The organism is Enterobacter genomosp. O, from assembly GCF_001022965.1.
Lineage (GTDB): Bacteria > Pseudomonadota > Gammaproteobacteria > Enterobacterales > Enterobacteriaceae > Enterobacter > Enterobacter cloacae_L.
The window spans coordinates 42,245-61,374 of record NZ_LECZ01000019.1; the positions used below are offsets into that span (position 1 = coordinate 42,245).

At 56.7% G+C, this 19,130-nt stretch carries 19 protein-coding genes; 8 read left to right on the forward strand and 11 right to left on the reverse strand.

Annotated elements, in window-relative coordinates; genetic code table 11:
• Positions 1 to 39: 39 nt before the first annotated feature.
• From ABR39_RS01685 to cpxP, 6 genes are all read right to left on the reverse strand, one after another.
• A complete protein-coding gene (locus ABR39_RS01685; protein ID WP_047345513.1) occupies positions 40 to 1,344 on the reverse strand; it encodes an SLC13 family permease in 1,305 nt (434 codons plus the stop codon).
• Between the two features lie 73 nt (positions 1,345 to 1,417).
• On the reverse strand, positions 1,418 to 2,161 hold the full coding sequence (locus ABR39_RS01690) for a CDP-diacylglycerol diphosphatase (protein ID WP_047345544.1): 744 nt from the start codon (positions 2,159 to 2,161) through the stop codon (positions 1,418 to 1,420).
• Positions 2,162 to 2,268: 107 nt separating this feature from the next.
• The gene (locus ABR39_RS01695) at positions 2,269 to 3,258 is read right to left on the reverse strand and encodes a sulfate ABC transporter substrate-binding protein (protein WP_023333864.1); all 990 of its coding nucleotides are present in this window, start codon (positions 3,256 to 3,258) and stop codon (positions 2,269 to 2,271) included.
• A 222-nt stretch (positions 3,259 to 3,480) separates the two neighbouring features.
• The gene (gene pfkA, locus ABR39_RS01700; RefSeq protein WP_023309696.1) at positions 3,481 to 4,443 is read right to left on the reverse strand and encodes a 6-phosphofructokinase; all 963 of its coding nucleotides are present in this window, start codon (positions 4,441 to 4,443) and stop codon (positions 3,481 to 3,483) included.
• Positions 4,444 to 4,617: 174 nt separating this feature from the next.
• A complete protein-coding gene (gene fieF, locus ABR39_RS01705; protein WP_047345514.1) occupies positions 4,618 to 5,511 on the reverse strand; it encodes a CDF family cation-efflux transporter FieF in 894 nt (297 codons plus the stop codon).
• Positions 5,512 to 5,664: 153 nt separating this feature from the next.
• Positions 5,665 to 6,171 (reverse strand): cell-envelope stress modulator CpxP, encoded by a 507-nt coding sequence (gene cpxP, locus ABR39_RS01710; RefSeq protein WP_047345515.1) that lies wholly within the window; start codon positions 6,169 to 6,171, stop codon positions 5,665 to 5,667.
• 150 nt (positions 6,172 to 6,321) lie between these two features.
• On the opposite strand from cpxP, the gene cpxR reads away from it, so the two are divergent.
• Together cpxR and cpxA are read left to right on the forward strand one after the other, a co-directional pair.
• The gene (gene cpxR / locus ABR39_RS01715) at positions 6,322 to 7,020 is read left to right on the forward strand and encodes an envelope stress response regulator transcription factor CpxR (protein WP_006179159.1); all 699 of its coding nucleotides are present in this window, start codon (positions 6,322 to 6,324) and stop codon (positions 7,018 to 7,020) included.
• Positions 7,017 to 8,390, forward strand: a complete 1,374-nt coding sequence (gene cpxA / locus ABR39_RS01720) for an envelope stress sensor histidine kinase CpxA (RefSeq protein ID WP_023309731.1) — start codon at positions 7,017 to 7,019, stop codon at positions 8,388 to 8,390. Before cpxR ends, cpxA begins: the two co-directional genes overlap by 4 nt.
• Positions 8,391 to 8,508: 118 nt before the next feature.
• Here the strand turns inward: cpxA and yiiM are convergent, their stop codons facing one another.
• On the reverse strand, positions 8,509 to 9,183 hold the full coding sequence (yiiM, locus tag ABR39_RS01725) for a 6-hydroxyaminopurine reductase (RefSeq protein WP_047345516.1): 675 nt from the start codon (positions 9,181 to 9,183) through the stop codon (positions 8,509 to 8,511).
• A gap of 70 nt (positions 9,184 to 9,253) precedes the next feature.
• Positions 9,254 to 9,874, reverse strand: coding sequence for a superoxide dismutase [Mn] (sodA, locus tag ABR39_RS01730; protein ID WP_004203668.1), 621 nt, complete (start codon positions 9,872 to 9,874; stop codon positions 9,254 to 9,256).
• A gap of 288 nt (positions 9,875 to 10,162) precedes the next feature.
• On the opposite strand from sodA, the gene rhaT reads away from it, so the two are divergent.
• Positions 10,163 to 11,197 (forward strand): L-rhamnose/proton symporter RhaT, encoded by a 1,035-nt coding sequence (rhaT, locus tag ABR39_RS01735; protein ID WP_023309733.1) that lies wholly within the window; start codon positions 10,163 to 10,165, stop codon positions 11,195 to 11,197.
• Here rhaT and rhaR read toward each other — a convergent pair whose 3' ends face one another.
• The gene (gene rhaR, locus ABR39_RS01740) at positions 11,198 to 12,046 is read right to left on the reverse strand and encodes an HTH-type transcriptional activator RhaR (protein WP_047345517.1); all 849 of its coding nucleotides are present in this window, start codon (positions 12,044 to 12,046) and stop codon (positions 11,198 to 11,200) included.
• Positions 12,047 to 12,119: 73 nt separating this feature from the next.
• On the reverse strand, positions 12,120 to 12,956 hold the full coding sequence (gene rhaS, locus ABR39_RS01745) for an HTH-type transcriptional activator RhaS (RefSeq protein WP_047345518.1): 837 nt from the start codon (positions 12,954 to 12,956) through the stop codon (positions 12,120 to 12,122).
• A gap of 301 nt (positions 12,957 to 13,257) precedes the next feature.
• On the opposite strand from rhaS, the gene rhaB reads away from it, so the two are divergent.
• The 5 genes from rhaB (at position 13,258) to rhaM (ending at position 18,441) form a co-directional block, all read left to right on the forward strand.
• Positions 13,258 to 14,727, forward strand: coding sequence for a rhamnulokinase (gene rhaB / locus ABR39_RS01750; RefSeq protein ID WP_047345519.1), 1,470 nt, complete (start codon positions 13,258 to 13,260; stop codon positions 14,725 to 14,727).
• The gene (gene rhaA, locus ABR39_RS01755; protein WP_047345520.1) at positions 14,724 to 15,983 is read left to right on the forward strand and encodes an L-rhamnose isomerase; all 1,260 of its coding nucleotides are present in this window, start codon (positions 14,724 to 14,726) and stop codon (positions 15,981 to 15,983) included. Before rhaB ends, rhaA begins: the two co-directional genes overlap by 4 nt.
• Before the next feature lie 121 nt (positions 15,984 to 16,104).
• On the forward strand, positions 16,105 to 16,935 hold the full coding sequence (rhaD, locus tag ABR39_RS01760; protein WP_047345521.1) for a rhamnulose-1-phosphate aldolase: 831 nt from the start codon (positions 16,105 to 16,107) through the stop codon (positions 16,933 to 16,935).
• A 46-nt stretch (positions 16,936 to 16,981) separates the two neighbouring features.
• Positions 16,982 to 18,130: a lactaldehyde reductase gene (gene fucO / locus ABR39_RS01765; protein WP_047345522.1), complete on the forward strand. Its 1,149-nt coding sequence runs from the start codon at positions 16,982 to 16,984 to the stop codon at positions 18,128 to 18,130.
• Positions 18,127 to 18,441 (forward strand): L-rhamnose mutarotase, encoded by a 315-nt coding sequence (gene rhaM / locus ABR39_RS01770; protein WP_047345523.1) that lies wholly within the window; start codon positions 18,127 to 18,129, stop codon positions 18,439 to 18,441. Before fucO ends, rhaM begins: the two co-directional genes overlap by 4 nt.
• A 44-nt stretch (positions 18,442 to 18,485) precedes the next feature.
• On the opposite strand, the gene ABR39_RS01775 is transcribed toward rhaM, so the two are convergent.
• Entirely contained in the window at positions 18,486 to 19,034 is a 549-nt protein-coding gene (locus tag ABR39_RS01775) for a helix-turn-helix domain-containing protein (RefSeq protein ID WP_047345524.1), read from the reverse strand.
• Between the last annotated feature and the right edge of the window lie 96 nt (positions 19,035 to 19,130).

Genomic DNA, 19,130 nt, shown 5'->3' on the forward strand with positions numbered 1-19,130 from the left:
TGGCGGGTGGCGCTTGCGCTTACCCGCCCTACAAAATCGCTACAAACGACCTAAAACGCTAAACCACAAATAATCCAGCGGCAGCAGCACCAGATACGTTGCAATCGCCAGCGCCAGACAGAGTACCATCCCCGCCTTTGCAGGCACCTTCCCTAAGCCCATCGCTACGACAATCGGTGACGCCTGATACGGCAGCAGCGGCGTGGAATAGCCCAGCACCTGAATCATGATCACCGACAGCAACGGGAAGCCGGTCGCATCCGAAAAACTCTGTGCCAGAGTGGTATACAGCGCCGGAACGCCGTTGGCGGTCATAATGAAGTTGAGCGCTGTGGTTATACCGGTAAGCGCCAGGAAACTGGTGAACGGTCTGCCTGCATCCAGCGGCATAATGCGGAGCAACGCCTCACCCACCGCCGCTCCGATACCGGTTTGCGTCACAACAGTCGCCAGCCCAAGAATACCTGCAACATAGATACAGGTACGCATATTTACCCCCGCAGAAAACTCCTCTCCGGTAATGAACCCAATGCGCGGCAGCATAACGATGACCGATGCCGCCAGCCCCGTCCACGCGGGCCCTATGCCGTGCCAGCTCTCCGTCACCCACATCCCCAGCACGACCGCCAGCAGCCAGGCAAGACGCTTTTCATCCCGCCCCATGGGTTCAGACGGTGCCAGATCCTTCGGCGGTTTCGGGCTACCGGGAAAAAGCCAGCAGATCAGGCCGATCAGGATCAGGCCTTTAAGAATACCGAGTACAGGCGTGTGCAGCAGCAGATACGGGACATAGTTCAGATGAATGCCGTACGAGCCTTCTGCCGCACCGCTCATCACCAGGTTAGGTACGTTAGCAGGCAGGATGGTGGCAGAAAGCTGGAAGGTGCCAAACCCAACGGCCAGCGCAAGTCCGAACCAGGCGCGGGAGCCGTCGGCGATACCGGCGCGTTTTGCCATCGCCGCAACAATCGGCATCAGCAGCGCAATACGTCCCATATTCGACGGCATCACAAACGCCAGGGCGTAGCTCAGCAGCACCACGCTCGCCACCATCAATATCCAGGAGTCGGTGAGCTTTGCGGACAACGCCCGGGCGGCCCTGTCCGCCAGTCCGGTTTTACGTATCGCCACGCCGAGCACAAAGCCGCTGAAGACCAGCCAGAAGGCCGACGAGGCAAAACCGCCGAAGACCGTCTCCGGCGGGGCAATTTTCGCGGTCATCGCCGCCGTGAAGAACAGCAGCGCGGTGATAAATTCCGGCAATAGCGACGTCGCCCACAGCACGATGGTGACGCCAACGATCAGTGAGGGCAGCAGCAGAGGATACGTTAACCAGAGCGACATACCTGTCTCCTGTAGAATTTTTCAGCAAGTCTACGGCGACAGGCAGGACGAGTAAACGCTATTTATAGTGGGGTCACTTCAGGATATCGCATTGATGATCCTGTAATTCCTCAGCCGACGCGCGGTTCAGCATCAGCAGGTTGCGCTCGGTCGCCAACAACACAAACGAGCCGTCCGACTGCTGCGCCATCGCCAGCGCGAAACGCCCCATGTGGTCGCGCGCTTCCGGCAGCTCTTCTGCCAGCATCATAAACGGGCTGCGCTGGACCAGTTCATTCTCCGTCACCCGACGAGCAAGATACTCATGTCCTTCCAGCCCGCCCGGGAACGGTAGCCACTGGGTGGTGATTTCTCCCTGAGCCGCATTGAGCTTCTCGCGCACGTCCGGGCGCAGGCAGGAGATATGAATATGAAAATGGTTTTGCGTACGGCCCGTCGGGGAGTTGATCGTCAGCGAAATGGCGCTGTCAGGGACCTCGGAGCCACGCTTCAACGTCATAAAGCTTCGCGACTGCCAGGCCAGCCAGAAATAGTTCGGCGTATGTGATTCGGTCAACAGCGGGCTTTCGGTGCCGTTGATGCGGTAGGTTGGCATCAGCAGATACTGCAGCGGCCCGTTGCGGTCTTTAAACACCACGTAGCCTGCATCCGTTTTCACCTGCGCACACGGCGCCGGGTTACGGTTCTGGATTTGATTCGGCACACACTGGTCGAGAACGATATGGCGCAACGCATTCGGATTACCCGCCTTCATCCAGTACGCGCCGCCAGCGGCAAGGGCGATGACAATCAGGATCAATACGATAATTTTTTTCACAACGCGTTCCCTGTTTTCAATAGAGGCAAAAGAGTAACGCAAAATGATGACCAAATAAAAAACCCGGCGGATTTCTCACGCCGGGTTACCGTGTCATTGGCTAATGGTTAGCGCTGGCTAATCTGGTCGAAAGTGCCGCCGTTAGAGAAGTGCTCTTTCTGCGCTTTCGTCCAGCCGCCGAACTCGTCATCAATGGTGAAGAGCTTCAGTTTAGGGAAGACGCTTTCGTATTTCTTCGCAACTGCCGGATCGCGTGGGCGATAGAAGTTCTTCGCCGCAATTTCCTGGCCTTCTGGCGAGTAGAGATACTTCAGGTACGCTTCAGCTACCGCTTTGGTGTCTTTCTTCTCAACCACTTTATCGACTACAGAGACGGTCGGCTCAGCCAGAATCGATTCGCTTGGGGTGACGATCTCAAACTTGTCTTTACCCAGCTCGTTGGTGGCCAGCAGGGCTTCGTTTTCCCATGCGATCAGCACGTCGCCAATCCCGCGTTCGACGAAGGTGTTGGTGGCGCCACGCGCGCCGGAGTCCAGCACCTCAACGTTTTTATACAGCGCTTTCACGAATTCCTGCGCTTTGGCCTGGTCGCCATTGTTGTGATGCAGCGCGTAGCCCCACGCGCCCAGGTAGTTCCAGCGAGCGCCGCCCGAGCTTTTCGGGTTAGGCGTGATGACTGACACGCCTGGTTTAATCAGGTCATTCCAGTCATGGATCTGTTTCGGGTTGCCTTTACGCACCAGGAAAACGATGGTCGAGGTGTATGGCGCGGAGTTATCCGGCAGGCGTTTGATCCAGTTTTTGTCGATGCGGCCACGCTCGGCGATAGCGTCAACATCGTAGGCCAGCGCCAGGGTTACCACGTCGGCTTCAATACCGTTGATGACGGAGGTCGCCTGCTTGCCAGAACCACCGTGAGACTGGCGAACCACGACATTGTCGCCGGTTTCCTGCTTCCAGTGTGCCGCAAACGCTTTGTTGTATTGCTCGTACAGTTCACGCGTCGGGTCGTATGACACGTTCAGTAACTGGATGTCCTTAGCCAGAACGCTGGTCGATGCCAGCAATAATGTAAAACCCACGCCCCATTTATTCATCGCCCAGCTCTCTTATGTAGTGTTTTGATGAATGCAGCGTGCCAGAAAGCGAATCGAGGATTAAAGAATAAAAAAAGATTGGCTATAACGTAGTGGAATAAACGAGTGGAGGAGTGGCCTGATGCCCTCACCCCAGCCCTCTCCCACGGGAGAGGGAGCAAACATAAAAAAACGGTAACCCAGAGGTTACCGTTTTGCATTTACGCTTACGCTGGATGCCGATCAGTACAGTTTTTTCGCGCAGTCCAGCCAGTCACCTTTAAACGGACGCTTCATGTTTTCAATGGCGTCGATGATGTCATGGTGAACCAGTTTTTCGTTTTGAATACCGACGCAGCGGCCACCGTGGCCCTGCAGCAGCAGATCGATAGCGTACGCGCCCATACGGGATGCCAGGATACGGTCATAAGGGCCAGGGGAACCGCCACGCTGGATGTGACCCAGAACGGTTGCGCGGGTTTCGCGCTTGGTTTCCGCTTCGATGTACTTCGCCAGTTCGTCAACGTCACAGATGTGCTCGGTGATAGCCACGATCGCGTGTTTTTTACCTTTCGCGATGCCCGCTTTGATTTCAGCCACCAGATCTTCACGGCTAAATTCGACTTCTGGCACGACGATAAACTCACAGCCGCCAGCAATAGCTGCCGCCAGAGTCAGGTCACCGCAGTAACGGCCCATCACTTCAACGATGGAGATACGCTGGTGAGAAGACGAGGTATCACGCAGACGGTCAATCGCTTCAACAACGGTACCCAGTGCAGTAAAGAAGCCGATCGTGTAGTCAGTGCCTTTGATGTCGTTGTCGATAGTGCCTGGCAGGCCGATGCACGGGAAGCCCATTTCGGTCAGACGTTTTGCACCCATATAGGAGCCATCACCACCGATAACCACCAGAGCATCCAGGCCGCGTTTTTTCATGTTTTCGATAGCCACTTCACGAACGTGTTCATCACGGAATTCCGGGAAGCGCGCAGAACCGAGGAAAGTACCGCCACGGTTGATCATGTCAGACACGCTGTAGCGGTCTAGCTGAACCATACGATCTTCATACAGGCCCAGATAACCGTCATAAACGCCAAAAACTTCCAGGCCTTCCGTCAGCGCTGCACGGACAACACCACGGATTGCCGCGTTCATGCCCGGCGCATCACCGCCGCTTGTCAACACACCGATTTTCTTAATCATGACTACCTCTGAACTTAGGAATGCAAAATTGAAATCTGTTGCCGGAAGAAATTTATCGACCAACGAATACTGCAAATAGTATATCAATCCCTTCCAGCTGAATTGATTCAGGTCAGACCAAATGGCGGTAATTTATACACAAAATGCTGGCCTGGCTCACTTTTTTACAACGAATTACGAAAGCCCAACATGTCCGGGTACAACCGAGCAGGGATCCTGGTGAATGATGACGTCTGAACCAGGAAAACGCTGCAAAATCGCCTGCTCGACCTGCTCAGCAATAACGTGAGCCTGAACCAGTGGCAGGTTGTCTTCCATTTCAATATGAATCTGAATAAAGCGGGTCGGCCCTGACTGCCGCGTTCGAAGATCGTGTGCACCGCTGACGCCGGGCCAGGAGGTCACGATAGAAAAAATTTCATTGCGTTCCGAGTCCGGGAGGGCGCGGTCAAGCAGTGATTGCACCGCTTCGTACCCCATCCTCAGGGCGCTATACAAAATATAGATACCGATCCCTAACGCAAACAACGCATCGGCCCGATGCCAGCCATACCAGGCCAGACCGAGCGCAATAAGAATAGCCCCATTCATCATAACATCAGATTGATAATGAAGCATATCCGCCCGTACAGCCTGACTTTGCGTTTTGCGAACAACCCAGCGCTGGAACGTTACCAGAACAAGTGTGCATATAAGTGCAACGATGGTCACAATCACGCCCACGCCGGGATCCTTCATCGGTGTCGGCGAGACGAGATGCTGAATGCCGGTTAAAAACAGGAACAGCGCAGAACCGGAAATGAACATACTTTGCGCCAGCGCGGCCAGCGACTCCGCTTTGCCGTGCCCAAACGTGTGCTCTTCATCAGCCGGCTGCAGCGAGTAACGCACCACCAGCAGGTTGGTCAACGAGGCGGCAATGTCCACCAGCGAGTCCACCAGCGCCGCCAGAATACTGACCGAGCCGGTATACCACCATGCGAAAACCTTGATGACCAGCAAGCACGACGCCATTATCGTCGCGGCCATCGCGGCCCGGCTTACCAGTCTTCCATAGGATTGATTCATAAACGCTCCTGTCATGTCATGCCGCTAGTATAACGGAAGCATGGGGAGTCTTAGGATGAATAAACGGTTAACAAATCAGAATGCGGGGCAAAAAAAACCCCCACATCATGTGGGGGAAGACAGGGATGGTGTCTATGGCAAGGAAAACAGGGTTTACTGGTTACTACGGGTACTGCTATTGCTACTGAAAAACGTCGTTTCTGAGCTTCGCTGCATCCGTGCAACCTCACGCAGCTGGTCCATTCGCTGCTGATGTTTGGTATTCAAAACCGCTTGCTGCTCGGGCGTTAGCAGGTGGAACATCTGGTTGCGGACCTTCGCCATCTCTACCTGGCGAGCAATCTGTTCCTGTGCCATTTTTTCGGCCTGAGCGCGAACTGCGCTTTCGTCAAAATTTTCTGCGGTGACAAGGCGATGCATTGTCTCCATTTCGCTAACATTAACAGGGGGCTGCTCATGTCTTGCCCTCTGCATCAGATCTCGCATCTGTTGACGCTGATGTTCGGTTAAACTTATGCCGTCAAACATATGGCTTTGGCTACTGTGCTGCGTTGTGTCCTCTTTTGAGGAACCGTTATCGCTGATGATAGCTACAGCAGCCTGGCTAAACGCACTGAACGCCAGCGTTGAGGCCATGACGGCAGCGGTAACTTTGCGCATCACTTGCTCCCAAAATCTTTCGTGTCGCGATTCAACGAGAGACAGTCTACGATTCAGGCTGCAAACATGCGTCAGGGGGTGTAAAACAACGTAAAGTCATGGATTAGACAGCCTTGATGTCGTAATTTCTGCCTCGGAGGTATTTAAACAATGAATAAAATCCTGTTAGTTGATGATGACCGAGAGCTCACATCCCTTTTAAAGGAGTTGCTCGACATGGAAGGTTTCAACGTTCTGGTTGCCCATGATGGCGAGCAGGCGCTGAGTCTCCTTGACGACAGCATCGATTTACTTTTGCTCGACGTGATGATGCCAAAGAAGAACGGTATCGATACGTTGAAAGAGCTTCGCCAGACACACCAGACTCCCGTTATCATGCTGACCGCACGCGGCAGCGAACTTGATCGCGTACTCGGCCTTGAGCTGGGCGCGGATGACTATTTACCCAAGCCGTTTAACGACCGTGAACTGGTTGCCCGTATTCGCGCTATCCTGCGACGTTCCCACTGGAGCGAGCAGCAGCAAAATACCGATAACAGCTCACCCACCCTTGAAGTCGACTCCCTGAGCCTGAATCCGGGCCGCCAGGAAGCGAGCTTCGATGGCCAGACGCTGGAACTCACCGGCACGGAGTTCACCCTGCTTTATCTGCTGGCGCAGCATCTCGGCCAGGTGGTATCGCGTGAACATTTAAGTCAGGAAGTGCTGGGCAAACGTCTCACCCCGTTTGACCGCGCCATCGACATGCACATCTCTAACCTGCGCCGTAAGCTGCCGGAACGTAAAGACGGTCACCCATGGTTTAAAACCCTGCGTGGTCGCGGTTATCTGATGGTTTCCGCTTCATGATAGGAAGCTTAACCGCCCGCATCTTCGCCATCTTCTGGCTGACGCTGGCACTGGTTTTAATGCTCGTACTGATGTTGCCAAAACTCGACTCACGCCAGATGACGGAGCTTCTCGACAGCGAGCAACGTCAGGGCGTGATGATCGAGCAGCACGTGGAAGCCGAGCTGGCAAACGATCCGCCGAACGATTTGATGTGGTGGCGCAGGCTGTTTCGCGCTATCGACAAGTGGGCGCCGCCCGGGCAACGTCTTTTGCTGGTCACCAGCGAAGGCCGCGTGATTGGGGCCGATCGCAACGAGATGCAGATCATCCGCAACTTCATTGGCCAGGCGGATAACGCCGATCACCCCCAGAAGAAGAAATATGGCCGCGTAGAGATGGTGGGGCCTTTCTCCGTCAGGGACGGGGAGGATAATTATCAGCTCTACCTGATCCGCCCGGCGAGCAACTCCCAGTCTGATTTTATTAACCTGCTGTTTGACCGTCCGCTTCTGCTGCTGATTGTTACCATGCTGGTCAGCTCGCCGCTGCTGTTATGGCTGGCGTGGAGCCTGGCAAAACCGGCGCGTAAGCTGAAAAATGCCGCCGATGAGGTGGCTCAGGGTAACTTGCGACAGCATCCTGAACTGGAAGCAGGGCCGCAGGAGTTCCTTGCCGCCGGAACCAGTTTTAACCAGATGGTGAGCGCGCTCGATCGCATGATGACGGCACAGCAGCGCCTGCTGTCGGATATCTCGCACGAGCTGCGCACCCCGCTCACGCGCTTACAGCTCGGCACCGCCCTGCTGCGTCGCCGCAGCGGTGAGAGCAAGGAGCTGGAGCGTATTGAAACGGAAGCTCACCGCCTGGACAGCATGATCAACGACCTGCTCGTTATGTCGCGCAATCAGCAGAAAAACGCGCTGGTCAGCGAAACGGTGAAAGCCAATCATCTGTGGCATGAAGTGCTGGATAACGCAGCGTTCGAAGCGGAACAGATGGGCAAATCGTTCACCGTCAACTTCCCGCCGGGGCCATGGCCGCTGTACGGTAACCCCAACACGCTGGAAAGCGCGCTGGAGAATATCGTGCGTAACGCCCTGCGCTACTCGCATACGAAGATTGAAGTGGCGTTTTCGGTGGATAAAGACGGGATTACGGTCATTGTCGATGACGACGGTCCTGGCGTGAGCCCGGAAGATCGCGAGCAGATTTTCCGTCCGTTCTACCGCACCGACGAGGCGCGCGACCGCGAGTCTGGCGGTACGGGGCTGGGGCTGGCGATTGTTGAAACCGCCATGCAGCAGCACCGCGGCTGGGTCAAAGCCGACGACAGCCCGCTGGGCGGTTTGCGGTTAACGCTATGGCTGCCGCTGTATAAGCGTTCGTAGTTTCCCTCTGGCATTGTTTTGTAGGCCCGGTAAGCGCAGCGCCACCGGGCAATAACAGGCGCAGAGGCAAAAATGCCGGGTGGCGGCTTCGCCTTACCCGGCCTACTCTCTACGGGGACTATTTTCCCCACAATCTCCGCGAATTATCCTCGATTTTGCTGCTTAAGCGCCGCTTCTGCATCGTTCGCGTCCAGCTAGTGGATAAACCTGCCGCCGACAGCAGGCGGTGATATTGCTCGTCGTCGAACGGCATATGCCAGGCAATCGCGCAGGCCTCATACACGGAGACATCGCTCAGGCGCGACGCCAGCACCAGCGGTGCATCCGCAGATACCTGCCCTGCCAGCACCACACGGTACAGCCAGCCTGTTTTACCCGCGCTTTGCAGTTGGGCTGACATATCCTGAATGCCGAAATGGTAGTTGAGCTTGAAGCACGGGGAGCGCGGCTGCGTCACCTGAATCAGGGCATCGCCCCAGCGGTAGATATCGCCAATAAACACGTTCTTTTCGGTCAGCCCTTCGGTGGAGAGGTTCTCGCCAAACGCGGGGGCGACGAAGAGATCCGCCTGCTCGGGGAACTCGGTTCTCCAGTGCTGATAGTGTTCGCGCGGGTAGTGGCACAGCGCGCGCTCCGGCCCGCCGTGGATTTTCTTTTCGGCCTGCTCGTCGCCGGCAAGCCCGAGGTCGGTTAGCGTCAGCTCACCGTCGACCTGAATTTTGGCGATGGCGCTCGGGCGGCTGCCGTCGTATTCCCTTACCTTGCCTGTAAATACATTCACCGGATAATGCATCGCTGCTCCTTTCTGCAGATACAAAAAAAGCGAGTCATCAGACTCGCTTCTCACAGGCGTCAATGCAACCTTATTTTTTAGCGGCGAAACGCGCTGCTGCTTCGTCCCAGTTCACCACGTCCCAGAAGGCTTTGATGTAGTCCGGGCGACGGTTCTGGAACTTCAGGTAGTAAGCGTGTTCCCACACGTCCAGACCCAGGATTGGGAAACCGGATGCGCCAGAGATCGCTTCACCCATCAGCGGGGAGTCCTGGTTAGCGGTAGAAACAACCGCCAGTTTGTCACCTTTCAGTACCAGCCACGCCCAGCCAGAGCCGAAACGGGTTGCAGCGGCTTTTTCAAATTCCGCTTTGAAGTTGTCAACGGAACCGAAGTCGCGCTCGATAGCCGCTTTCAGGTCGCCCTGCAGGGTGGTACCGGTTTTCAGGCCTTTCCAGAACAGGCTGTGGTTAGCGTGACCGCCAGCGTTGTTGCGCAGAACGGTTTTCTTGTCCGCTGGCAGCTGGTCCAGTTTGGTGATCAGCTCTTCAGCAGACAGGTTAGCGAACTCTGGCAGGCTTTCCAGCGCGGCGTTCGCGTTGTTTACATAGGTCTGGTGGTGTTTAGTGTGATGGATTTCCATCGTCTGCTTGTCGAAATGCGGTTCCAGTGCGTCGTAGGCATACGGCAGGGATGGCAGTGTATAACTCATAATCCTCTCCATTATTGTCGGGCGGCACAGCTGTTAATGCCGCGTAAGCAGTTGGTTCATTATAGTTAATTAAATGATATTGAAAATGATTATCAATGCCGTAGTTTTTATAAGGTTATTCGGGTTTTGCCTAAACACAAAATTGTGAGTCTGCTCACCCGGTTAACGTGCTGATTGCCATCCAGAACAAAAGTGCGGCAACCTTCTGAAGGTTCCTGAACCGCCTAATTTTTACACTCATCAAGTCGGGGGGAAGCCACCGGCTATAAAAACGATGAGGACGTAAAAATGAATCATGCGATTACGATGGGTATCTTCTGGCATTTAATAGGCGCGGCCAGTGCAGCCTGTTTCTATGCCCCGTTCAAAAAGGTGAAAGGGTGGTCGTGGGAAACCATGTGGTCGGTTGGCGGTACCGTGTCCTGGCTGATTTTGCCGTGGACCATTAGCGCCATGCTACTCCCGGATTTCTGGGGCTACTTCACCTCCTTCAGCGCCTCCACCCTGCTGCCGGTGTTTCTGTTCGGCGCGATGTGGGGCATCGGCAACATCAACTACGGCCTGACCATGCGCTACCTCGGGATGTCGATGGGTATCGGCATCGCGATTGGCATTACGCTGATCGTTGGCACGCTGATGACGCCCATTCTTAACGGTAATGTTGACGTGTTGATCAACACTAAAGGCGGGCAGATGACGCTGCTGGGCGTGCTCGTCGCGGTGATCGGCGTGGGTATCGTCACCCGCGCGGGTCAGTTGAAAGAGCGCAAGATGGGCATCAAAGCCGAAGACTTTAATCTGAAGAAAGGGCTGCTGCTGGCAGTGATGTGCGGCATCTTCTCGGCGGGCATGTCGTTCGCCATGAACGCCGCGAAGCCCATGCACGAAGCGGCCGCCGCGCTGGGCGTCGACCCGCTGTACGTGGCACTGCCAAGCTACGTTGTCATCATGGGCGGCGGCGCGCTGGTCAACCTCGGCTTCTGCTTCATTCGTCTGGCAAAAGTGAAGGATTTGTCGGTAAAAGCCGATTTCTCACTGGCAAAATCCTTAATCATCACCAATGTGCTGCTCTCGATGCTGGGCGGTCTCATGTGGTATCTGCAGTTCTTTTTCTACGCCTGGGGCCACGCCAGCATTCCACCGCAGTACGACTACATAAGCTGGATGCTGCACATGAGCTTCTACGTGCTGTGTGGCGGACTGGTTGGGCTGGTACTGAAAGAGTGGAATAACGCCGGGCGTCGTCCGGTGGGCGTTCTAAGCCTGGGCTGCGTGGTGATCATCATTGCCGCGAATATTGTCGGCCTCGGCATGGCGAACTGACTACGCCGCCTTTCGACTGCGATGACGCCACTGAACCGGCGTCATCCCCACCTCGCGGTTAAACACCACCGAAAAGTAATTACTGTCCTCAAATCCGCAGCGCATCGCCACTTCGCTCACCATCAGCTCAGTATGCTGCAACAGGTACTGGGCGTGGCAGATGCGCAGCTGGCGCAGGTAGTGGTTCACCGTCATCCCCGTCTGGGTGCGGAACTGCTGGCGCAGCGCGCGCTCGCTGCACTGCTCCTGCTCGCAGAACTTTTCCAGCACGAAACTTTTGTTCAGGCTGCCCGCAAGCCGGGCGATCAGCTTATCCAGCAGCGCTTCCTGGACGGTTGCGGAGGGGTTATCGGTAGCGTAACGATGGCGTTTCAGGGTCATGACCAGCTGGGCGAACAGCAGTTCCGCCATCGGGTTTGCCACCGGATCGTGCTTCTGGCTCTCCTGCTCCATCTGAGAGATCGTCTGGCGCACGTGAGCCATGCCGTTGCTGCTTAAGCGCCAGTGGGGTTCGCCTCTGGTATTGAGAAAACCGGGGATATGGGCCGCCCAGTCGACATTCAGTTTGAGCCTGTCCGGGCAGTAGATAACGTTCTGCAACACCAGATCGTTAACCGAGGCGTAAGCGTGTTTGTCTTCGGCGCGGATGTAAAACAGATCGCCACGCGTGATGCGGTAGGGCCGGTCGTTAAGGATGTGTAAGCCGTTGCCGCGCCACACCAGCACCAGCTCGCAAAACTCGTGGGTATGCTCGGCAAAGACATTTTGCGGATAGCGGTCGGCCACCGCGACGGCCTGGCTCGCGGAGGCAAAAAAATCATCTTTGCGAAGAATTAACTGAGCGGCCACACCACAACCTCTACGGTGAATAACCGGACATTATTAGCCTTTTTACGGCAATAAAACGGTGATTGCCTTCGCGTTACTGGAGCGAAGCATCCTTCCCCTGACGGATATCGCGCGGCGACCAGCTAAACTCGCGGCGAAAAAGCGTCGAAAAGTGATTACTGTCGCCGAAACCGCAGCGATAGGCGATATCCGTGACGCTTTCGTCGGTGTGACGTAAAAGGTGACGCGCTTTGATCAGGCGCAGGCGGTTGAGGTAGCGCTGCGGCGTGAGCCCGGTGTACTGCTTCAGCTGACGATGGAGCGTGCGTAACGACAGCGAAAAATCATCCGCCAGCGCTTCCCAGCATACGTCCTCAGCGAAATGGTCCTCCAGCCAGGCCATCAGCTGGTTCAGCCGCGCGTCGTTATTTGCCAGCCCTTCCACCAGGCTACTGCGACGCAGCAGAACCAGCAGCTGCATAAACAGCAGCTCGCGGGTGGCAATGGCATGGGTCTCCTGCCCGTCCTCGCTCTGCTCCATTTGATTCACCAACTGGCGCACCTGCTGCAACGTGGACTGATTCACCCGCCAGTGAGACGGGTAGTGTCCATCCTGCTCCTGGGGCAGTAGCTTGTTCAACCCCGACAGAAACTGGAACGCGTCCGGCGAACGATAGAGCACGTTGGTGAGGCACAGGTTATCGGTATGTTCATACAAATGCCTGTCGTGGTCACGCACGAAGCACACCATACCGCCGCTGATGGTGTACGGCTGGCCGTTGAAGACATGAATACCCGTTCCATGCTCGACAATCACAATTTCATGAAAATCATGATGATGTTCAGGAAACGCAGCCTGCGGGAGCCGAGGCTCAATCGCGACCGGAGACGTTCCCGACGGGAAAAAATCGACGCTGTGCAGTACGGTCATAACGGCTCCCAGCAATGAGAAAAGTTCTCAAAATAGTAATTAAGGCCTTCCGCACTCACCTTAAATTTTTGACATCAAACGTCGCAAAAGCTGTCCGTTTTTCAAGAAACAGACGAAAAAATCGGGAAATGCGGTCAGCGTCACATTGCCCTAAAACCCCGCCATGACTGGAAATTGTGAACTCCCTCACGTTCATCTTTGCTTTCTTGCCAGCGCGAGATTCGTGCTGTCAGTGATGAGAAGGTGGTCTTTTCTTCCCTTTTTTACACTCAGCACCAATGACTTAAGAAGGGACCTGACCATGACTTTTCGCCATTGTGTGGCTGTCGATTTAGGCGCATCCAGCGGCCGCGTAATGCTCGCCACCTGGGATTGCAGCGAGCGCACATTTACGCTTCGCGAAATGCACCGTTTCGCCAATTGCCTGCAAAAACAGAACGGTTTTGATACCTGGGATATTGATGCCCTGGAAGCGGAGATCCGCACCGGGCTGAACAACGTCTGCAATAACGGCATACGCATCGACAGCATCGGTATTGATACCTGGGGCGTGGACTACGTTCTGCTCGACAGCCATGGCGAACGCATTGGCCTGCCCGTCTCGTATCGCGACAGCCGCACCGATGGGCTGATGGCGCACGCCATCGCACAGCTTGGCAAGGACAACATCTATGGCCGCAGCGGCATACAGTTTCTGCCGTTTAACACGCTGTACCAGCTACATGCGCTGGTTAAGCAGCAGCCGGAGCTGGTCAAAAAGGTGGCGCATGCCCTGCTGATCCCGGACTACTTAAGCTACAGGCTGACCGGCAACATGAACTGGGAATACACCAACGCCACCACCACGCAGCTGGTCAACATCAACACCGATAGCTGGGATGAACACCTGCTGGCATGGACGGGCGCCTCGCCTTCCTGGTTCGGCGCGCCGACCCATCCGGGGAATGTGATCGGTTACTGGATTTGCCCGCAGGGGAATGAAATCCCGGTGGTTGCCGTCGCCAGTCACGATACCGCCAGCGCGGTGATTGCATCCCCGCTGGCCAGTAAAGACGCGGCCTACCTCTCTTCCGGCACCTGGTCGCTGATGGGCTTTGAGAGCAAAACGCCTTACACCAGCGACGCCGCTCTGGCGGCGAACATCACTAACGAAGGCGGTGCCGAAGGACGCTACCGTGTGCTGAAGAACATCATGGGTCTCTGGCTGCTCCAGCGGATACTGAAAGAGCAGCACATTTCCGACCTGCCTGCACTTATCACAGAAACCGAAAAGCTGAAGGCCTGTACGTTCCTGATCAACCCGAACGACGACCGCTTTATTAACCCGGTGCATATGAGCGCCGAAATCCAGGCCGCCTGTTTCGAAGCCGGGCAGCCGGTGCCCTCCAGTCCTGCCGAGCTGGCGCGCTGCATTTTTGACAGTCTCGCCCTGCTCTACGCGGATGTCCTGAGCGAGCTGGCGAGCCTTCGCGGCAAACCGTTTAGCCAGCTGCATATCGTGGGCGGCGGCTGCCAGAACCATCTGCTGAACCAGCTCTGCGCCGATGCCTGCGGTATCACCGTGGTGGCGGGTCCGGTGGAGGCCTCGACGCTCGGCAACATCGGTATTCAGCTAATGACCCTGGACGAACTTGCAGACGTCGACGAATTCCGTTCGGTGGTCACCGCGAATACCTGCCTGACCACCTTCATCCCTAATCCCTGCCATGAAATTGCCCGCTACCGGGCGCAGTTTCAGCAAAAACGACTGACTAAGGAGCTTTGCGCATGACCACTCAACTTCAACAAGCCTGGGATCTGGCTAAACAGCGTTTCGCCGCCGTCGGCGTAGATGTCGAAGCGGCGCTGCGCCAGCTCGACCGACTGCCGGTCTCCATGCACTGCTGGCAGGGCGATGACGTCGCCGGTTTCGAGAACCCAGGCGGTTCTCTGACGGGTGGCATTCAGGCGACGGGTAACTACCCGGGCAAAGCGCGCAACGCTACCGAACTGCGTGCCGACCTGGAACTGGCGCTGAGCCTGATTCCGGGGCCAAAACGCCTGAATCTGCACGCGATCTATCTGGAGTCCGATGAACCGGTGGCGCGTAACGAGATCAAACCGGAACACTTTAAAAACTGGGTGGAATGGGCGAAAACCAACAAGCTGGGCCTGGACTTTAACCCCTCCTGCTTCTCGCACCCGCTGAGCGCGGACGGTTTTACCCTCGCGCATGCCAACGACGAAATCCGTCAGTTCTGGATCGACCACGTAAAAGCCAGCCGCCGCGTCTCGGCCTGGTTTGGCGAGCAGCTTGGCACGCCGTCGGTAATGAACATCTGGATCCCGGACGGCATGAAAGACATCACCGTCGACCGCCTGGCCCCGCGTCAGCGCCTGCTGGCCGCGCTGGATGAGGCCATCAGCGAAAAACTGGATCCGGCGCACCACATCGACGCCGTAGAGAGCAAGCTGTTCGGCATCGGCGCGGAGAGCTACACCGTCGGTTCAAACGAGTTCTACATGGGTTACGCCACCAGCCGCCAGACCGCGCTGTGCCTGGATGCCGGCCACTTCCATCCGACTGAGGTGATCTCCGACAAAATCTCCGCCGCCATGCTCTTCGTACCGCGCCTGCTGCTGCACGTCAGCCGTCCGGTGCGCTGGGACAGCGACCACGTGGTGCTGCTGGATGACGAAACCCAGGCGATTGCCAGCGAAATCATCCGTCACGACCTCTTTGACCGCGTCCACATTGGCCTCGACTTCTTCGATGCCTCCATCAACCGCATCGCGGCATGGGTGATCGGCACCCGTAACATGAAAAAAGCCCTGCTGCGCGCGCTGCTGGAGCCTGTCGCGGCGCTGAAACAGCTGGAAGCAAACGGCGACTACACCGCGCGCCTGGCGCTGCTGGAAGAGCAAAAATCCCTGCCGTGGCAGGCGGTGTGGGAGATGTACTGCCAGCGTCACGACGCGCCGGCAGGCAGCCAGTGGCTGGACAACGTGCGGGCGTATGAGAAAGACGTGTTGAGTCAGCGCGGGTAACTGCCCCCTCACCCCTGCCCTCTCCCCAAAGGGGAGAGGGAGCAAACCATCCCCTCTCCCCTTTGGGGAGAGGGTTAGGGTGAGGGGTTCAACCTCACCGCGATAACTGGAAATGAAAACTATGCAGACCATCACCCATTCCTGGTTCGTCCAGGGCATGATCAAAGCCACCTCCGACGCCTGGCTGAAGGGCTGGGACGAGCGCAACGGCGGCAACCTGACGCTGCGCCTGGACGACGCGGATATAGAACCGTTCGCGGCCGATTTCCACCAGAAGCCGCGCTATATCGCGCTGAGCCAGCCGATGCCGCTGCTCGCCAACACGCCGTTTATCGTCACCGGTTCCGGTAAGTTCTTCCGTAACGTCCAGCTCGATCCAGCGGCCAATCTCGGCGTGGTGAAAGTGGACAGCGACGGCGCGGGCTATCACATCCTGTGGGGCCTGACCGACGAGGCGGTGCCCACCTCCGAACTGCCGGCGCACTTCCTCTCCCACTGCGAGCGCATCAAGGCGACTAACGGCAAAGACCGCGTGATTATGCACTGCCACGCCACCAACCTGATCGCCCTAACCTACGTGCTGGAAAACAGCTCCGATTTCATCACCCGCAAGCTATGGGAAGGCAGTACCGAGTGTCTGGTGGTGTTCCCGGACGGCGTCGGCATTCTGCCCTGGATGGTACCGGGTACCGACGAAATCGGCCAGGCAACCGCCCAGGATATGCAAAAACATTCGCTGGTGCTGTGGCCGTTCCACGGCGTGTTTGGCAGCGGCCCTACGCTTGATGAAACCTTCGGCCTGATCGACACCGCCGAGAAATCAGCGGAAGTGCTGGTGAAGGTGTACTCCATGGGCGGTATGAAGCAAACCATTACCCGCGAAGAGCTTATTGCACTCGGCAAGCGCTTCGGTGTGACCCCGCTACGTTCAGCGCTGGAAATATACGCATAAACCCTCGCTGACCGGACGGTACGGGCGATAGTTAAGGAGAATTATCATGAGCTTTATGTTGGCACTTCCAAAAATCAGCCTGCACGGCGCGGGCGCTATTGGCGACATGGTCAACCTGGTGGCGAACAAACGGTGGGGCAAAGCGCTGATTGTCACCGACGGTCAGCTGGTGAAGCTGGGCCTGCTGGACGGTCTGTTTACCGCGCTGGATGCGCACCAGATGTCATATCAGCTGTTTGACGCGGTCTTTCCCAACCCAACGGAGGCGCTGGTACAGAAGGGTTTCGCGGCATACCGGGAAGCCGCGTGTGATTACATTATCGCCTTCGGCGGCGGCAGCCCAATTGATACCGCCAAGGCGATTAAAATCCTCACCGCCAACCCCGGTCCGTCAACCGATTATTCCGGCGTCGGCAAGGTGAAAAGTGCGGGCGTGCCGCTGGTGGCGATCAACACCACCGCAGGCACGGCGGCGGAGATGACCAGCAATGCGGTAATCATCGACTCCGCGCGTCAGGTGAAAGAGGTGATTATTGACCCGAACATCATCCCGGATATCGCCGTGGACGATGCCAGCGTCATGCTGGATATTCCTGCCTCCGTGACCGCCGCAACCGGTATGGATGCCTTGACCCACGCCATTGAAGCCTACGTGTCCGTTGGCTCGCACCCGCTGACTGATGCCAACGCGCTGGAAGCGATTCGCCTGATCAACCTGTGGCTGCCGGAAGCGGTCAACAACGGTCATAACCTTGAAGCGCGCGAGCAAATGGCGTTTGGTCAGTATCTGGCGGGCATGGCGTTTAACAGTGCGGGTCTCGGCCTTGTGCATGCTTTGGCGCACCAGCCGGGCGCGACGCACAACCTGCCGCACGGCGTGTGCAACGCCATCCTGCTGCCGATCGTCGAAAACTTTAACCGCCCGAACGCGGTCGTCCGCTTCGCCCGCGTGGCGCAGGCGATGGGCGTCGATACCCGCGGCATGAGTGATGAAGCCGCCAGCATGTCTGCCATTCAGGCGATTCGCGACCTGAGCGCTCGCGTTGGCATCCCTGCGGGCTTCAGCCAGCTCGGCGTGACCAAAGCCGATATTGAAGGCTGGCTGGATAAAGCCCTCGCCGATCCCTGTGCGCCATGCAATCCGCGCCCCGCCAGCCGTGAGGAAGTTCGCGAACTCTATCTGGAGGCTCTATGATCCGCAAAGCGTTTGTGATGCAGGTGAACCCGGACGCGCACGAGGAGTACGCGCGTCGCCACAATCCGATTTGGCCCGAGCTGGAAAAGGTGCTGAAAGATCATGGCGCGCATCACTACGCCATTTATCTCGATAAGGCACGCAATCTGCTGTTTGCTACCGTAGAGATTGAATCGGAGGAGCGCTGGAACGCGGTCGCGAATACCGACGTCTGCCAGCGCTGGTGGAAACACATGCGTGATGTAATGCCATCGAACCCGGACAATAGCCCGGTGAGTGCCGGGCTGGAAGAGGTGTTTTACCTGGCGTGAAGACGTTGCCGACATCCTCCTGAAGCGAGGATGCGGGATCCTTGTTAGTTTTGTTCCGCCACCAGCAGCGCATACGTGTCTGGCTCCAGAGCCTTAAAGATGTGCGGCTGGTCGGCGGGGTAACAGATGTAATCTCCTGCGGTGAGCTCTTCCGCCGCGTCAAGCAGGCCGACCAGAGCCCGTCCCTGCGTCACAATAATATGCTCTACTGAGCCAGGCGAATGTGGCTGGGAAATGCGATCTGCACCCGGCTGGGTCATTAGAAGGTAGACATCGCGGCGCGCGCCCGGAGGGCATGCCGCCAGTAAAATTGCCTCATAGTTAGCCTGCCCGGCGACCACTTTCGTCCCTTCACCACGGCGGATCACCTGCGTGGTCGGGAGCTGCGGCTCAAGCAGGCGGGCGAAAGGAATATCCAGCGCCACGCAAAGCGACCACAGCGTTTCCAGGCTAGGGTTACCGTTGCCGGACTCCAGCTGAGAAAGCGTGGATTTAGCGATCCCGGCACGGCGGGCAATTTCCGCCAGTGAAAGTCCGGTTCGCAGGCGTTCTCGCACCAGACTTTTGGCGATCACGCTGATTGGCTGCGTCATATAACGGCCTCTTGTTCTATAAATCGAACGAATCGTTCATCTTGAAAAACAGTTCTGTTGCGTTCATTATAATGGATATTCGTTCGATATGGCTAA

Bases quoted from the DNA above. Each gene is read 5' to 3' on its own strand.
- ABR39_RS01685 (WP_047345513.1), bottom strand. From the start codon at position 1,344: ATGTCGCTCTGGTTAACGTATCCTCTGCTGCTGCCCTCACTGATCGTT.
- ABR39_RS01695 (WP_023333864.1), bottom strand. From the start codon at position 3,258: ATGAATAAATGGGGCGTGGGTTTTACATTATTGCTGGCATCGACCAGC.
- pfkA (WP_023309696.1), bottom strand. From the start codon at position 4,443: ATGATTAAGAAAATCGGTGTGTTGACAAGCGGCGGTGATGCGCCGGGC.
- fieF (WP_047345514.1), bottom strand. From the start codon at position 5,511: ATGAATCAATCCTATGGAAGACTGGTAAGCCGGGCCGCGATGGCCGCG.
- cpxP (WP_047345515.1), bottom strand. From the start codon at position 6,171: ATGCGCAAAGTTACCGCTGCCGTCATGGCCTCAACGCTGGCGTTCAGT.
- cpxR (WP_006179159.1), top strand. From the start codon at position 6,322: ATGAATAAAATCCTGTTAGTTGATGATGACCGAGAGCTCACATCCCTT.
- cpxA (WP_023309731.1), top strand. From the start codon at position 7,017: ATGATAGGAAGCTTAACCGCCCGCATCTTCGCCATCTTCTGGCTGACG.
- yiiM (WP_047345516.1), bottom strand. From the start codon at position 9,183: ATGCATTATCCGGTGAATGTATTTACAGGCAAGGTAAGGGAATACGAC.
- sodA (WP_004203668.1), bottom strand. From the start codon at position 9,874: ATGAGTTATACACTGCCATCCCTGCCGTATGCCTACGACGCACTGGAA.
- rhaT (WP_023309733.1), top strand. From the start codon at position 10,163: ATGAATCATGCGATTACGATGGGTATCTTCTGGCATTTAATAGGCGCG.
- rhaS (WP_047345518.1), bottom strand. From the start codon at position 12,956: ATGACCGTACTGCACAGCGTCGATTTTTTCCCGTCGGGAACGTCTCCG.
- rhaB (WP_047345519.1), top strand. From the start codon at position 13,258: ATGACTTTTCGCCATTGTGTGGCTGTCGATTTAGGCGCATCCAGCGGC.
- rhaA (WP_047345520.1), top strand. From the start codon at position 14,724: ATGACCACTCAACTTCAACAAGCCTGGGATCTGGCTAAACAGCGTTTC.
- rhaD (WP_047345521.1), top strand. From the start codon at position 16,105: ATGCAGACCATCACCCATTCCTGGTTCGTCCAGGGCATGATCAAAGCC.
- fucO (WP_047345522.1), top strand. From the start codon at position 16,982: ATGAGCTTTATGTTGGCACTTCCAAAAATCAGCCTGCACGGCGCGGGC.
- rhaM (WP_047345523.1), top strand. From the start codon at position 18,127: ATGATCCGCAAAGCGTTTGTGATGCAGGTGAACCCGGACGCGCACGAG.
- ABR39_RS01775 (WP_047345524.1), bottom strand. From the start codon at position 19,034: ATGACGCAGCCAATCAGCGTGATCGCCAAAAGTCTGGTGCGAGAACGC.